Below are 15,343 nucleotides of genomic sequence, written 5' to 3'. Positions count from 1 at the left end.
CGGTGGCCCCGTCAGTCCCGTGCGGCCGGGACCTCCAGGGCGATCCGGTGCTCGCCCGCGTACACGTTCATGGAGGCGCCCCGGAGGAAGCCGACCAGGGTCAGACCCGTCTCGGCGGCCAGGTCCACGGCCAGCGACGAGGGCGCCGAGACGGCGGCGAGCAGCGGTATCCCGGCCATCACGGCCTTCTGCGCCAGCTCGAACGAGGCCCGCCCCGACACCAGCAGCACCGCCTGCGACAGCGGCAGCCGCCCGTCCTGGAGCGCCCGTCCCACCAGCTTGTCCACCGCGTTGTGCCGCCCCACGTCCTCCCGTACGTCGAGCAGCTCGCCGTCCGGCGAGAAGAGCGCGGCGGCGTGCAGCCCGCCGGTCCGGTCGAAGACCCGCTGGGCGGCCCGCAGCCGGTCGGGCAGGCTCGCGAGCAGCTCGGGCGTCACCCGGACCGGGGGAGTGTCGGCGATGGGGAAGCGCGCCTGCGTCCGTACGGCGTCCAGGCTGGCCTTGCCGCACAGCCCGCACGAGGACGTGGTGTACACGTTCCGCTCCAGCGTGATGTCGGGGACCTCGACGCCCGGGGAGAGCTTCACGTCCACCACGTTGTACGTGTTGACGCCGTCGGCGGTCGCCCCGGCGCAGTAGACGATCGCCTGCACGTCGTCGGCCGCCGCGAGCACCCCCTCGCTGACCAGGAACCCGGCCGCCAGTGCGAAGTCGTCGCCGGGGGTGCGCATGGTGATGGCGAGCGGTCGTCCGTTCAGCCGGATCTCCAGTGGCTCCTCGGCCACCAGCGTGTCCGGACGGGCGGAGACGGCCCCGTCCCGGATGCGGATGACGCGGCGGCGCTCGGTGACCCGTCCCATGACGCGATTCCTTCGTTTCCGGCCGGCTTCCGTGACGGACCGGCACTGGGTAGGTGCGGGAGGCCGGCGGGAGCGGCCCGTGAGGCAGAGGCTGCCGCGGGCCACCGGCCGTCCTGCGGTGAGGCGGCCCCGACCACCTCGTTCCCGACGCCCTCATTGTCCTGCACGGGGAGTGCGGGCTCCGCCGGGCGCCGACGCTGATGCCCGTGCCCGTGCCGGTTCGCACGGCGTGCCCGGGCCGGCGCCCTTCGCGAGCGGACGGGCAGGCGGGCGGGCGACGGGCGCACCACGGGAGCTGACACAAGGCTCCAAAGGCACGCCGGGAAGCCTGTGGGATCTCTTGCCCCTGTACCGGTCGGTAGCCACGAAGACTGGTGGGCTCCTGATGTTCTACGAGGGGAAACCGAGGCATGACCGGCATGCGAGGCTCACGCGTCGTCGCGCTCGGGCACTACCAGCCCGCCAAGGTGCTCACCAACGACGAGCTCGCCGCCATGGTCGAGACCAGCGACGAATGGATCAGGAGCCGGGTCGGCATCCGCACCCGCCATGTCGCCGGGCCGGACGAGCCCGTCGACGAACTGGCCGCGCACGCCGGCGCCAAGGCGCTGGCCGCCGCCGGGCTGACCCCCGCCGACATCGACCTGGTCCTGGTGGCCACGTCCACCGCCGTGGACCGCTCCCCGAACACCGCCGCCCGGGTCGCCGCCCGCCTCGGCATGGGCGCGCCCGCCGTCCTCGACCTCAACGTCGTCTGCGCGGGCTTCACCCACGCGCTGGCCACCGCCGACCACGCCGTCCGGGCCGGCTCGTCCACCCGGGCCCTGGTCATCGGCGCGGACAAGATGACCGCGATCACCGACTGGACCGACCGCACCACGTGCGTCCTGGTCGGCGACGGCGCGGGCGCGGCCGTGGTGGAGGCCTCGCGGGAGGAGCTGATCGGCCCGGTGCTGTGGGGCTCGGTCCCCGAGATGGGCCACGCCGTACGGATCGAGGGCACCCCGCCGGTCTTCGCCCAGGAGGGCCAGGCCGTCTACCGCTGGGCCACCACCCAACTGCCGCCGATCGCCCGCCGGGTGTGCGAGCGCGCCGGGGTCACCCCCGAGGAACTGGCCGCCGTCGTCCTGCACCAGGCCAACCTCCGCATCATCGAGCCGGTGGCCCGCAAGATCGGGGCGGTCAACGCGGTGATCGCCCGCGATGTCGTCGACTCCGGCAACACCTCGGCCGCGAGCATCCCGATGGCCCTGTCCAAGCTGGTGGAACGCGGCGAGATCGCCACCGGCGACCCGGTCCTGCTCTTCGGCTTCGGCGGCAACCTGTCGTACGCGGGGCAAGTCATCCGCTGCCCGTGAGGGCCTGGGCGGGGGCGAGGCGCAGCCCCGGCCCGCCGCCCCCTCCGGTCCCGCGACCCCTCTAGACGCCGCGACGCTTGCGCAGGGCGGCGAGTGCCCGGTCGGCGTGGACGCTCATCCGGAGTTCGCTCCTGACGATCTCCAGCACCCGCAGATCCCTGTCGATGACGAAGGTGACGCGCTTGGTCGGGGCGATGCTGAGCCCCCGCCGGACCCCGAACAGCTCCCGTACGGCACCGTCGGCGTCCGAGAGGAGGGGATAGCCGAAGGAGTGCTTCCGCGCGAACTCCGCCTGCCGCTCCACCTCGTCGGCGCTGATCCCCACGGGCTGGGCCCCGAGCGCCCGCAACTCCCCGGCGATGTCACGGAAGTGGCAGGCCTCGGCGGTGCAGCCCGGGGTGAAGGCCGCCGGATAGAAGAAGAGCACCACGGGGCCGTCGGCCGCGAGCCCGGAGAGGGTGCGCGGGGTGCCGGTCTCGTCGGGGAGCTTGAAGTCGTCGACCGTGTCGCCAATTCTCATGCGCGCAGTCAACCACTCGGGGCGGGGGCGCGGCGGGGCCGCAAAGCGGAACGGCTGACGCGAAGCGGCCGGCCCGTCCCCCGTAACGGGGGGAGGCTACGGGCCGCGACGCGGGCTACCCGATCCCCTGCCGGTCCGCCTCCAGGGCGAAAGCCCGCTCCGCCGCCTCCGGAACATCGCGTTCCACGGCGTGGACGAGCAGGGCGCGGTGCCGTACGAGGGGCGGGCGCCGCTGCTCGGGAGCCAGCCGCAGCAGTTCGTCGAGGGCCGCCACGATCCGCCGGGTGACCTGCGGGCTGCCGACGGCGTACGCCCGGATCTCGGTGAAGCCCAGGTCGACGAGGTCCTCCCAGGACGGGACCGGCTGCACCAGCCGGACGACGCCCTTGCGGTCACGGTGTCCCACGGCGCCGAGCGGCCGGTGGGCGAGTTCGGCGAGCAGCTGCACGATCCGGTCGAGGCACTGCACGGCGGTGGTCGGATCGTTCACGGCGGGGGAGAGGGCCCGCAGCGCGATGTCGCAGAGCTGCCGCAGCCCGAAGGCGAGGTCCTGGTGGAACGTGCGCTCCACCCCCACCGACACGGTGTACCCGAGCGCCCCGCGCGACGGCGCCCGCCCCCCGTGCACCGCCAGCACCGGCGTGCCCGGCACCACGAAGTCCCCGATCCGGGGGATCAGCCGCAGCACGACGCCCTGCCGCCGGGCCGCGCGCACCAGCCGCGCGATGTTCACGTCCCGCAGCACACCGGCCCGCCCGCTGTGCCCCACCTGCCCGCTCTCTCCCGGCAGCGGTTCCCCGCCCATCGCTCCCCGGGGCATCTTGTGCACCACCCGGAACGCCTCGACGGTGATCCGGTCGACGACATGGCCGACGCGCATCAGCCGCAGGGTGGTGTTCACGTACGCGATGAAGAGCACCAGACTCAGCGTGACCATGGCGATCGTGAGCAGGCTCTGCGTGAACGGCACGCTCTCCACGAGCCGGGGATCGGTCTCCCCGCTGTACGAGGTGAGCACCAGCAGCGACAGCGCGAAGGTGGCCAGGAAGACGGCGAAGGTCAGCTTGGTGATCCGCGACCGTACGAAGATCCGCACCACGCGGGGGGTGAACTGGCCGCTCGCCATCTGCACGGCGACCAGCGAGATGCTGAAGACCACGCCGATGAAGGTCATCATGGCCGAGCTGACGGTGGTGATCACGGTCTTCAGATCGTCGACGACACCGATCAGATCACCGACCGCGTCGTACTCCCCCTGTTCCTGGAGCTCGTCGACGACCGCCGTGTCCAGCCAGTACGCCAGCCGCCACAGCACACACATCAGCGCCAGCGCGGCGCTGGGCGCGAACCAGAAGGTGTCCCGCAGATGCTCCCGCAACGGAGAGAGCATCCGGGGCCGCCGATACCGCCCGTCAGAACCCACCCCCCGAGGCTAGGCCCGCACCCCCCGGCCACCCCCGACCGACGCCCGCCGACCCCGTACGGGCACCCGCATGGCCCCCGTCCGGCGCCGAGGCGGGTCACGCTGAGCACCCGGAGGACCACGCTCGGCCCCCACCCCACCGACCACCGCCCAGACACCCCGACACCCCAGCCAAGCCAAGGCCCACCACTCGCCTGACCACGCAATATGCGGGTGAACACCACCTCGAACCCCTGGTAGAGTTATCTCTGTCGCCGCGGGGCACGACCCCGCGAGACAGACACCTTGTCCGGGTGGCGGAATGGCAGACGCGCTAGCTTGAGGTGCTAGTGCCCTTTATCGGGCGTGGGGGTTCAAGTCCCCCCTCGGACACCAGCGAAAACCCCAGTTGATCTGGGGTTTTCTGCGTTTCTGGGGCACGGCGTGACCAACAAGTGAGCGAGTCTCCTGGTCAGACTCGGGACCCTCTTCCTCGCTCTGCTTCAGCCGGCCAACAAAAACGACCCGGCCCCATCGGGCCGGGGGTGTCCTTGCTCTTCTTCCGTTCAGCTCACTGCCGCGCGGACAATGAGCGTTCCGATGTGATCTTCCTTCGGGGCCTCGAGAACCTGGGCTTCTACATCCTTGAACCCAGCCCTGAGCAGGAGGTTCCCCCACTTCCGGGGCGTGTGGCTGTACCGGTACGTGTACATGGCCTTTCCCGCGAACCCTCCCTTGTACATCCCCTGGGGGCCGTACGCGCCGGGGATGGCCGGAGGGTGGGAGAACGTAAGCACGCCACCCGGATTCAACCGCGCGGCGATCAGAGGCAGTAGCTTGGCCGGATCGGTGAACCAGACCGCCCCGAAGATCGAGTACACGGCGTCGTACGACTCAGTTGTGCGGCTCAGGTGGTCCAGCACTTCCGCGCAGACGAAGCGTGCTCCCAAGGGGCCCCAGCGTTCAGTGGTGTTCGCGACCATGACGGGTGAAAGGTCCACTCCCGTTGCTTTCACGCCCTGCTGTGCGAGGTAGGCGAGCGCCCGCCCCGTGCCGCAGCCGATTTCCAGCGCGGTTGCCGGGGCTCCGAGCAGTTCGGGGCCCGGCCCGTGCCCGGCGTACTGCGTCCAGCAGAAGACCGGATCAGATGCGAACACCTTGTCCTTGGTGCTTTCTGCGAAGGTGTCCCAGAGCTCGCGTTCGCTGTTGATGTCGTGTCGTGCGGGCAACAGGGCTTCCTCTGTGTCGGGTGTATCGGGCGGGCGAGAGGGTGCCCCCGCCCCTGGTGCGGAGGTCGGGTGCGGAGGCACTCCAGTCCCGCGTCAGTGGCTGTCGGGGACCTTGTCGTCACACGGGGAGCAGTCGGAGGCGTCTACCTCCCACAGCTCGTCGTCCACCGCGAAACCGTTCTCGCGTAACAGTTCGGCCGTGCGCATCACGGTGCCGTCCCGGCGACGTTCGATCAGCGGAGCGTGGTGTTTGTACCGCCCGCCGTTGTACTCCTCACACAATGCGAAGTAGAGCGGCGTGTCGAGGATGAGCTGATGCACGCCTACGTCCACGGTCTTGCCGACGCCCATGTCCACTCCGTGACGTTCCATGGCGGTGATCAGGTACGCGATCCCCTGACCGAGGATGCGCTCGGCCAGGCTGCGAATGGCCACGCTGTCCCGGAGCAGGAGTGCTACCTCTCGCTCCCACAGGTCGGCCACGCCCTCCTCCTCGACCAGATGCGGCACGCGTTCCTGTACCGCGTTCAGGATGACGCGCGGATTACGCGTCCGGGTCTGAACTGCTGTGCTCATGGTGCGTTTCCTCCTGCTGCTGTGGAGTGGTGCACTGCACTTGCTGTCCCGACCGACCGACCGATTCCGTTTCGCGGTGGTGTGCGACCGGCCGGGCCGTTGTCTCACGCTCCCTCCCTGGCCGCTTCACCGGTCGGGAGCAGGGTGGGGTGCGTACAGCGTCGGGCACCTGAGCGGGGCCACCCAGTGTGATGCGCAGTGGCAAGTCGCCTCAGCCTGCTGGGCCTTGGCTGCCCGGTGGCACTCGTAGGAGCAAGATGGTCCCATGGGCATCGGGGAGCTGATCCGGGAGCTACGTTCAGCGCGCGGCTGGTCGCAAGGGCGCTTGGCGTCGGCAATCAACAACCAGTTCGGAACGACGCTCGGCCGGGAGTACGTGAGCGGCTGGGAATGTTCCAAGCATGAGCCCGGGAACTTCTACCTCCGGGCGCTGTCGGCAGTTCTGGACGTCCCCCTGGCTGTCCTGGAGAACGAGTTGGAACGGCGTACCTTCCTCACTGACGTTGCCGGAGCCGCCATAGCCCCTCTGGTGGCTTCAGACCTCTTGTCCGTCGGGTTTGCTGCCCGCCTTCGTGGCGGCCCGTCCGTGGACGACTAGGAGAGCAAGCTGGCCATCTATGGCACGGAGTACATGTCTCTGGGCGCAGCTGACATTCAACGACGTGTCTCCGGAGAGCTGGTCGTGGTGCAGCAGCAACTCGACAACCCCCGCCTCTGGTCGGTGGCCTCACGGCTCATGACGTTGTACGCCAAGACGTTCCCCGGCTCGGACGGCTCCAAGGCCGTCCACTGGTACCGCATGGCGGCCAAGGCTGCCGACGAGTCGGGGGACGAGTCGGCACAGGTTTGGGTTCGTGGCCGGGCTGCGATTGCCCTGGGCTACGAGGGGGCGTCTCTGCCGGTGGCTGATGTGATCGCTGATCAAGCCATGGCCATCTCGGAACGACCATCCTTGGGACTGCTGAACGCCGTCTACGGGAAGGCGCATACGGCGGCCATCCGAGGGGACCATGTGACAGCCATCGAGTTGGACACGCGGGGCAGGCATCTCTTCGACAGGACGGGGTCGTACGAACAAACCTCCGACTACGGCGTTCCCTATTGGCGATTGAACGTGTTCCGGTCTCTGCTGCTGGCCCGGCTCGGCGATGAGAGGGGAGCGGTGGAGGCCCAGGAGGAGGCGCGCCGGGAGCTCCCGCCGACGCTCCCTCGCTTCGCCACCCACCTCGAACTCCACAGGGGTTTGATGCTGGCCCGGTCCGGCGACCGAGCCGGGGGTCTGGCATACGCGCAAGGGGCCATGGACGCCCTGCCGCCCGAGAAGCACTCTCTGACCCTCCGCATGCTCATGGGTGAGATCAGGGCGTAGTCCGGGGACTCGAGCCCACCGCCGTACCGGGTCGCCGCCTGCCCGGGCAAGTGTCCCTATAGCCGGATGCGATACACACGGTCCAGGCCCGGCGCCCCGTCCCGCGCGCCGTCACACGTGCCCCCATAGGCAAGGAGCAGCAGCGATGACCGTCGTCAGTGTCTTTCTCACCCGTCTCGACGTGAAGGACGCCGTGGTCGCCCTGTTGGCGGCGCCCGAGGACGGGCAGGGAGGCGCCGGCGGGGTCGTCGTGAGGGCCGAGTTCGACGGGGGGTCCGTCAAGGCCGTCCTCGAACGGGTTCACCGCTATGTCGACGAGCAGCTCGCCGACGCGCGGACGTACGGGGTCTCCGAGGAGTCCGTACGGGACGAGCTGCGCGCGCTCCTCGCGGGCGGCGAGGAAGGGCCGGGGGCGGAAGTGGCCGATCCGGAGGCCGACCGGGACGTGGCCCATCAGATCATCGCCGCCCTCGCCGCGCGGTATCCCCTCCCCCCGGACGTGCTGGCCGCGCTGCCCGTGGCCGAGTGAATATCCGACCCCTCTGCCTGTTTTGTTGAAGAGGGAACATCCCTTTATGTGGTCATGTACGGCATTTCGTCGCTCAGTTTCCGTGCGTCTCCGCTAGTGAAGTAGACCCTCCGGTTGGTATTCTCGGGTCCGCGTCGCGAGCCGCCGTCGTTACGTCACCCACCCCCCACCCCTCACTCCGATCCCGAACACCTCTCAGGGGAGCGACACTTGAACGCCATCGTCATGCCCGCAGCCGACGCCGCAGCAGCCACCCCCGCCGCCGCATCCGCAGCCGAGCCCACCTGGGAGTTCGTCGCGCGCGACCGGCGCCGGGTCGGCTGACCGGCCGGCGGCGTCCCGCCCGCGTGGTCCGGCTCACCCAACGCGCGTCCGGGTAGGGGCTGTTGGCCCGGGTGTTCGGATGTCTACCCTGTTACAGGCCTTGAGGGATGGAACGCCTGAGGGGGAGACGCATGAGCACCGACATCAGGAGCGGCACGGAGGACACCGAGCGGCCGGCGGAACCCGCGAAGGGGGAGCGGCTGGCCGACTGGGCGGACGGGCGGCTCGGGATCTACTCCATCGCCCGGACCCAGATGCGCAAGATCTTCCCGGACCACTGGTCCTTCATGTTCGGGGAGATCTGCCTCTACAGCTTTCTCGTCCTCATTCTCACCGGCATCTATCTGACGATGTTCTTCGAGCCGAGCGGTGTGGAGGTCGTCTACCACGGCTCGTACACCCCGCTCAGCGGCGTCCGGATGACCAGGGCCTACGAGTCCACCATCGACATCAGCTTCGACGTGCGCGGCGGTCTGCTGATACGTCAGGTCCACCACTGGTCGGCGCTGGTCTTCTGCGCCGGTCTGCTGGTGCACATGATGCGCGTGTTCTTCACCGGCTCCTACCGCAAGCCGCGCGAACTGAACTGGCTGTTCGGCTGGACCATCCTCTTCACGGCCCTCATCACCGGTCTCACCGGCTACTCGCTCCCCGACGACCTGCTCTCCGGCACCGGCATCCGCTTCGCCGACGGCGCGATCCTGTCGATCCCGGTGATCGGTACGTACATCTCCTTCTTCCTCTTCGGCGGGGAGTTCCCCGGGCACGACATCATCCCGCGGCTCTACTCGGCGCACGTGCTGCTGCTGCCGGGGCTCATCCTGGGGCTGGTCGTCACCCATCTGATCCTGGTCTTCTACCACAAGCACACCCAGTTCGCCGGGCCCGGCCGGTCCGAGAAGAACGTGGTGGGCGCGCCCCTGATGCCCGTCTACACCGCCAAGGCCGGCGGGTTCTTCTTCCTGGTCTTCGGGCTGCTGACCATCATGGGCGCGGTCGCGACCATCAACCCCGTGTGGGCGATGGGCCCCTACCGGCCCGACCTCGTCTCGACCGGCGCGCAGCCCGACTGGTACCTGGGCTTCTCCGAGGGGCTGATCCGGGTGATGCCGGGATGGGAGATCAACGCCTGGGGCCACACGCTCGCCCTCGGCGTCCTGATCCCCTTCACGCTCTTCCCGCTGCTGCTCGCCGCGATCGGCGCGTACCCGTTCATCGAGGCCTGGGTCACCGGCGACAAGCGTGAGCACCACATCGCGGACCGGCCGCGCAACCACCCCGTCCGCACCGGCCTCGGCACGGCCTGGCTGGCCATGTACTTCGTGTGCCTGATCGGCGGCGGCAACGACCTGTGGGCCACCCACTTCCATCTCTCGATCAACTCGATCACCTGGTTCGTCCGCATCGCCTTCTTCGCCGGACCGGTGCTCACCTTCGTCGTCACCAAGCGCATCTGCCAGGGACTCCAGCTCCGTGACCGCGAGAAGGCGCTCCACGGCCGGGAGAGCGGCATCATCAAACGGCTGCCGCACGGCGAGTACGTGGAGGTGCACGAGCCGCTCGACCAGGGGCAGCTCTACAAGCTCACCCACCACGAGCAGCCCGCGCCCTACGAACTGGGCCCGGAGGTCGACGAGAACGGCGTCCGCCGCCAGGTGACCCGCTCCCAGCGGCTGCGCGCCAAGCTCGCCAAGGCCCTGTACGGGCCCGGCTCGCACATCCCCAAGGCCACCGCCGAGGAGTACCGGCAGATCCAGAACTCCGGCCACGGACACGGCCAGCTCCCCGGGCACGAGGAGCAGGAGCAGCAGCCGCGCTGAGCCGTCCCGGCCCCCTCAACAGGACCCCGTCGCACGCGGCGGGGTCCTGTTCGTGTTCCGTACCGCCCCGTGACACGGATCCGCCACCAGGTCTTCCGCATGGCTCGCTGTTCTTGGAACACTCCACTCCCAGTCGCTTCTGTCCCCACACCCTTGCAGAGGTCACCTCACTCATGGCTGAACTCAATCGGCGCCGGTTCATGCAGCTCGCCGGCGGCACCGCGGCCCTCACCATGCTGTCCGACAGCATCGCCCGCGCCGCCGCCATCCCGGCCCAGGGCAGCACCGGCAGCATCCAGGACGTCGAGCACATCGTCGTCCTGATGCAGGAGAACCGTTCCTTCGACCACTACTTCGGCTCGCTCAACGGCGTCCGCGGCTTCGGTGACCCGCGGCCGGTCACGCTCCCCAGCGGCAAGTCGGTCTGGCACCAGGAGGGCGGCGGCAAGGAGGTACTGCCGTTCCGGCCCAAGGCCGACAAGCTCGGCCTCCAGTTCATCCAGGACCTCAACCACGACTGGGCCGGCAGCCACAAGGCGTTCAACAACGGCAAGTACGACCAGTGGGTGCCCGCCAAGACGCCCACCACGATGGCCTACCTCACCCGCGAGGACATCCCGTTCCACTATGCGCTCGCCGACGCCTTCACCATCTGCGACGCGTACCACTGCTCGTTCATCGGCTCCACCGACCCCAACCGCTACTACATGTGGACGGGGTACACCGGCAACGACGGAACCGGCGGCGGGCCCGTGCTGGGCAACGACGAGAAGGGGTACGGCTGGACGACCTACCCCGAGCGCCTGGAGAAGGCCGGGGTGTCCTGGAAGATCTACCAGGACATCGGCGACGGCCTGGACGCGGCCGGCGGCTGGGGCTGGATCAACGACGCCTACCGCGGCAACTACGGCGACAACTCCCTGCTGTACTTCACCAGCTACCGCAACGCCAAACCCGGCGACGCGCTCTACGAGAAGGCGCGCACCGGCACCGACGCCAAGGCGGGGCAGGGCCTCTTCGACGTCCTCAAGGCCGACGTGAAGGCGGGGAAGCTGCCGCAGGTCTCCTGGATCGCCGCGCCCGAGGCGTTCACCGAGCACCCCAACTGGCCCGCGAACTACGGCGCCTGGTACATCTCGCAGGTGCTCGACGCGCTCACCTCCAACCCCGACGTGTGGGCGAAGACCGCGCTGTTCATCACGTACGACGAGAACGACGGCTTCTTCGACCACGTCGTGCCGCCGTTCCCGCCCGCCTCGGCCAACCAGGGCCTGTCCACGGTCCCCACCTCGGCCGACTACTACGCCGGTGACCTCAGCCACGCGGCGGGCCCCTACGGGCTGGGCCAGCGCGTCCCGATGATCGTCGTCTCGCCCTGGTCCACCGGCGGCTACAGCTGCTCCGAGACCTTCGACCACACCTCGATCATCCGCTTCATGGAGCGCCGCTTCGGTGTCCGCGAGCCCAACATCTCGCCCTGGCGGCGGGCCATCTGCGGCGACCTGACCTCGGCGTTCGACTTCGGCAGGTCCACCACCGCGCCCGCGGCCCTGCCCTCCACCGCCGCCTATGTGCCGCCGGACCGCGACCGCCACCCGGACTACGTGCCGGTGCCGCCCACGACCGGCAGCGTGCCCCGGCAGGAGCGGGGCTCACGCAGGACCAGGCCGCTGCGGTACGCGCCGTACGTGGACGGCACGGCCAACGCCTCCACGGGCCGGTTCACCCTGACCTTCAGCGGGGGCGCGGCGGCCGGGGCCCAGTTCCTGGTGACCTCCCCGAACCGCACCGACGGGCCGTGGACGTACACCACCGAGGCGGGCAGGACGCTCGCGGACACCTGGAACACCGCCTACTCCAAGGGCACCACCGACCTCACGGTCTTCGGGCCCAACGGGTTCCTGCGCACCTTCCGCAACCCTGGGAAGACCGCGGGCCCCGAGGTGAGCGCCCGGCACAACGCGGCCACCGGCAACCTCGACCTGACGCTGACCAACGCGGGCACGACCAGCGCGCGCCTGACGGTCACCGACGGATACGGCGGCGCCTCCCAGGCGCTGACCGTCCGGCCCGGCGCGACCGTCACGTACACGGTCGACCTGACGTCGAGCAGGCGCTGGTACGACGTGTCCGTGGTGTCCAGCTCCAGTGCCGTGTTCCTGCGGCGGTTCGCCGGGCACGTGGAGACGGGAGCCGCGGGCGTCAGCGACCCGGCGATCCTCACCGTCTGACCGATCGGACCCCTACGGCCGGGCCGTCCCCGCGGGGGCGGCCCGGCCCGCGTCCAGAGCGACGCCCGCGCCGAACCAGCGGCCGGATCGGGCCATATCGTACGACTCCGCCCCTTCGCGGGCACGGTGACGGGTCATACTGGTCGGCCACGGACCAGAGCGGACAGGGGGAGTACGTTGCTGGAGACGGTGAACGGGACGGGTGCGGCCAGGAGCGGGGGACGGCAGGCCGTCGTCATCGGGGGAAGCCTGGCGGGACTGCTCGCGGCCCAGGTGCTCGCGGAGCACGCCGAGCGGGTGACCATCGTCGAGCGCGACCGGCTGCCCGACGGCCCCAAGGCGCGTGGCGGGGTGCCGCAGAGCCGCCACACCCATGTGCTGATCCCGGGCGGCCAGCGGGCGTACGACGCCCTGCTGCCGGGCTTCTGCGAGGAGCTGATGGCGCACGGCGCGCCCCGCGTCGGCGCTCCGAGCGACATCGTGCAGTGGCAGGGGGGCCGCTGGTTCCGCCGCACGGAGGAGACCGCCTTCTTCATCTGCCCGACCCGGCCCCTGCTGGAGTGGCTGGTGCGCCGCAGGGTACTGGCGAACCCCCGGATCGACCTCGTCGAGGGCACCGAGACCGTGGGCCTGGCCGGGGATGCCACCCGGGTGCGGGGCGTGCTGCTGCGCGAGCGGGGCGCCGCGGCCGTGGGCCGTGAGCCCCGGCGGCTGGCCGCGGACCTGGTGGTCGACGCCTCGGGGCGCGGCAGCCGGGCCGGCGACTGGCTGACCGCGATCGGCGCCGAACCGGCAGCCGAGGAGACCCTGGAGACCGGCCTCGCCTACGCGACCCGCGTCTACCGCACGGGCGAGGACAGCGACGCGGAGCCCCACTTCATCGTGCCCAACCCGGGCCAGACGTACGGCGCCGTGGTGCTGCCCGCCGAGGGCGGCCGGTGGCTGGTCACGCTCTCGGGGCTGCGCGGCGCCGAACCCCCGCTGGACGACCGGGGGTTCACCGAGTTCTCCGAGCGGCTCCCGCACCCGATCACCCGTGACTGGCTGGACGCGGCCAAGGCCGAGACGCCCGCGCTCGCCTACCGCACCACCGCGAACATCCGCCGCCGCTACGACCGTCCGGGCCGGCGCCCCGCCGGGTTCCTGGTCACGGGGGACGCCCAGTGCGTCTTCAACCCGATCTACGGCCAGGGCATGACGGTCGCCGCCCTCTGCGCCGTCGCCCTGCGGGACGCGCTGGCCGACACGCGCCGTACACCGACGACCCGGCGCGTGCAGAAGGCGATGCTGGACGCCTCGCGGCAGGCCTGGGACATCTCGGCCGGGTCGGACAAGAACATGCCGACCGCGACGGGCAGCGCGGCGCGCAGCACCCTCGCCGACCGGATCTCCGGCTGGTACCTGGGGCGGGTGGAGGCCCGGGCGCCCGGCGACCCGGCGGTCGGCAGGGTCTTCCGCGACGTGCTGTATCTGAGCGAGCCGGTGTCCGCGCTGTTCGCGCCCGGCATCGCGAAGGCGGTGCTCTTCGGCCCCGTACGACCGGCCCCGCAGGAGCCACCGCGACAGCGGGAGGATTAGCGCCTGCGCCGTCCGCGCCCGGTCAGCTCGCCTCGGCCTCCGCCTCCTCGGCCGCACGGCCCAGGCCCTCCGCCGCGTCCGCGACCCGGCGCAGCAGGTCGAGGAAGACGCCCTGCTCGGCGGGGTCCAGCGGGGCGAGGAAGACCTCGTTCATCCGGGCCGTGCGGGCGGTGAGTTCGCGGTGCGCCGCGCGGCCCTCGTCGGTGACGGCGAGCCGCGAGCGCCGGCCGTCGCGCGGGTCGCGCGTCTTGCGCAGCAGACCGCGCCGGGTGAGCCGGCTGACGACCTCCGCGATCGTCGACCGGTCCAGGCCCACGCGCTCGCCGACGCTGCGCTGGTCCAGACCCGGCGAGGCGACCAGGGTGTTGAGGACGGCGAACTGCGGGGAGGTGGTCTGCTCGGAGACCATCGTGTTCCACAGCAGGTGGTGGACCTGCTGGAGCCGCCGGGCCAGATGTCCGGGGTGGCTGCTCAAGTCGACTGCGGACACGGCCGGTTCCTCTCGTGCTGCCGCTCGTAGCGAGCGCTTTCGGTCAACCGCGTACGGTCAAGTGTTCAGCGCCCGGTGGGTGTTGACCCGCCCGAGTCGTCCCGTTAGCTTCGGGAGCGGTAGGTACTCAGTGCACTGACTAAACACTGACCCTACCGCTACGGGGAAGCGAAGGGCAGGGGGAAGCAATGGCCGAAATCCGAGGGCTGCGCGAGGCGGTGGCCGACCTGATCCACGACGGGGACACGGTCGCCATGGAGGGGTTCACGCACCTCATCCCGTTCGCGGCGGCCCACGAGGTCATCCGGCAGGGCATCACCGATCTCACGCTGGTGCGGATGACCCCGGACGTGATCTACGACCAGCTCATCGGGGCGGGGCTGGCCAGGAAGCTGGTGTTCTCCTGGGGCGGCAACCCGGGCGTCGGCTCGCTGCACCGCTTCCGGGACGCGGTCGAGAACGGCTGGCCGCGGCCCCTGGAGCTGGACGAGCACAGCCACGCGGGCATGGCCAACCGCTATGCGGCGGGCGCCTCCCGGCTGCCGTTGGCCCTTCTCAACGGCTATCGGGGCAGTGACCTCGGGCGGCGTACGACAACGCTGTCAACCATCGACTGCCCCTCCACCGGGCAGGAGCTGGCGGCGGTGGCCGCGGTCAACCCGGACGTCACCGTCATCCACGCCCAGCAGGCCGACCGGGAGGGCAACGTCCAGCTCTGGGGGCTCGCCGGGGTGCAGAAGGAGGCGGTCCTCGCGGCCGACCGGGTCCTCGTCACCGTCGAGGAGCTGGTCGAGGAGCTGGACCCGCGACCGGGAGGCGTGGTGCTGCCGGGGTGGGTCGTCGACGCCGTCGCCTGGGTGCCGGGTGGCGCCCATCCCTCGTACGCGGCGGGGTACTCGGAGCGGGACAACGACTACTACCGGGAATGGGACCGCGTCTCGCGGGACCGCGAGATGTTCCAGCAGTGGCTCAGGGAGTGTGTGACCGGATGAGCGACGGGCCCGCCGGGGCGGACCCGCGGGCGCTGTGCCGAGGGAGGCCGGCGCGGCGCGGGCCC

At 70.6% G+C, this 15,343-nt stretch carries 12 protein-coding genes, 1 tRNA gene and 1 pseudogene; 8 read left to right on the top strand and 6 right to left on the bottom strand.

Annotation, left to right across the window (positions count from 1 at the left end; translation table 11 throughout):
• Nucleotides 1–11: 11 nt before the first annotated feature.
• On the bottom strand, nucleotides 12–860 hold the full coding sequence (fdhD, locus tag AC069K_RS17415) for a formate dehydrogenase accessory sulfurtransferase FdhD (RefSeq protein WP_478616987.1): 849 nt from the start codon (nucleotides 858–860) through the stop codon (nucleotides 12–14).
• A 419-nt stretch (nucleotides 861–1,279) separates the two neighbouring features.
• Here fdhD and AC069K_RS17410 point away from each other — a divergent pair, with 419 nt between their 5' ends.
• Nucleotides 1,280–2,218: a beta-ketoacyl-ACP synthase III gene (locus AC069K_RS17410; RefSeq protein WP_365099953.1), complete on the top strand. Its 939-nt coding sequence runs from the start codon at nucleotides 1,280–1,282 to the stop codon at nucleotides 2,216–2,218.
• Nucleotides 2,219–2,279: 61 nt separating this feature from the next.
• On the opposite strand, the gene AC069K_RS17405 is transcribed toward AC069K_RS17410, so the two are convergent.
• Together AC069K_RS17405 and AC069K_RS17400 are read right to left on the bottom strand one after the other, a co-directional pair.
• A complete protein-coding gene (locus tag AC069K_RS17405; protein WP_478616984.1) occupies nucleotides 2,280–2,738 on the bottom strand; it encodes a peroxiredoxin in 459 nt (152 codons plus the stop codon).
• Between the two features lie 115 nt (nucleotides 2,739–2,853).
• Nucleotides 2,854–4,128: a DUF2254 domain-containing protein gene (locus AC069K_RS17400; protein WP_478616981.1), complete on the bottom strand. Its 1,275-nt coding sequence runs from the start codon at nucleotides 4,126–4,128 to the stop codon at nucleotides 2,854–2,856.
• Between the two features lie 320 nt (nucleotides 4,129–4,448).
• Here AC069K_RS17400 and AC069K_RS17395 point away from each other — a divergent pair.
• A tRNA-Leu gene (locus AC069K_RS17395) sits at nucleotides 4,449–4,536 on the top strand.
• A gap of 170 nt (nucleotides 4,537–4,706) precedes the next feature.
• Here the strand turns inward: AC069K_RS17395 and AC069K_RS17390 are convergent.
• Both AC069K_RS17390 and AC069K_RS17385 read right to left on the bottom strand, forming a co-directional pair.
• Nucleotides 4,707–5,369 (bottom strand): class I SAM-dependent methyltransferase, encoded by a 663-nt coding sequence (locus tag AC069K_RS17390; RefSeq protein WP_478616978.1) that lies wholly within the window; start codon nucleotides 5,367–5,369, stop codon nucleotides 4,707–4,709.
• A gap of 93 nt (nucleotides 5,370–5,462) precedes the next feature.
• Nucleotides 5,463–5,945 carry a hypothetical protein gene (locus AC069K_RS17385; RefSeq protein ID WP_365099729.1) on the bottom strand — a complete coding sequence of 161 codons (483 nt, stop codon included), beginning with the start codon at nucleotides 5,943–5,945 and terminating at the stop codon, nucleotides 5,463–5,465.
• 265 nt (nucleotides 5,946–6,210) lie between these two features.
• On the opposite strand from AC069K_RS17385, the pseudogene AC069K_RS17380 reads away from it, so the two are divergent.
• From AC069K_RS17380 to AC069K_RS17360, 5 genes and pseudogenes are all read left to right on the top strand, one after another.
• A pseudogene (locus AC069K_RS17380) lies at nucleotides 6,211–7,314 on the top strand (helix-turn-helix domain-containing protein).
• 145 nt (nucleotides 7,315–7,459) lie between these two features.
• A complete protein-coding gene (locus AC069K_RS17375) occupies nucleotides 7,460–7,843 on the top strand; it encodes a hypothetical protein (protein WP_478616973.1) in 384 nt (127 codons plus the stop codon).
• Between the two features lie 455 nt (nucleotides 7,844–8,298).
• A complete protein-coding gene (qcrB, locus tag AC069K_RS17370; protein WP_478616970.1) occupies nucleotides 8,299–9,987 on the top strand; it encodes a cytochrome bc1 complex cytochrome b subunit in 1,689 nt (562 codons plus the stop codon).
• A 173-nt stretch (nucleotides 9,988–10,160) separates the two neighbouring features.
• Entirely contained in the window at nucleotides 10,161–12,218 is a 2,058-nt protein-coding gene (locus AC069K_RS17365; protein WP_478616967.1) for a phosphocholine-specific phospholipase C, read from the top strand.
• Between the two features lie 177 nt (nucleotides 12,219–12,395).
• A complete protein-coding gene (locus AC069K_RS17360) occupies nucleotides 12,396–13,796 on the top strand; it encodes an FAD-dependent oxidoreductase (protein ID WP_478616964.1) in 1,401 nt (466 codons plus the stop codon).
• 22 nt (nucleotides 13,797–13,818) lie between these two features.
• On the opposite strand, the gene AC069K_RS17355 is transcribed toward AC069K_RS17360, so the two are convergent.
• A complete protein-coding gene (locus AC069K_RS17355) occupies nucleotides 13,819–14,286 on the bottom strand; it encodes a MarR family winged helix-turn-helix transcriptional regulator (RefSeq protein ID WP_358834194.1) in 468 nt (155 codons plus the stop codon).
• A 188-nt stretch (nucleotides 14,287–14,474) separates the two neighbouring features.
• On the opposite strand from AC069K_RS17355, the gene AC069K_RS17350 reads away from it, so the two are divergent.
• A complete protein-coding gene (locus AC069K_RS17350) occupies nucleotides 14,475–15,278 on the top strand; it encodes a CoA transferase subunit A (RefSeq protein ID WP_365099741.1) in 804 nt (267 codons plus the stop codon).
• Nucleotides 15,279–15,343 lie beyond the last annotated feature (65 nt).

This window comes from Streptomyces sp. NPDC043908, from assembly GCF_056435525.1.
The sequence above is the reverse complement of the archived record's forward strand: the minus strand, read 5'-3'. Positions and strand labels throughout refer to the sequence as shown.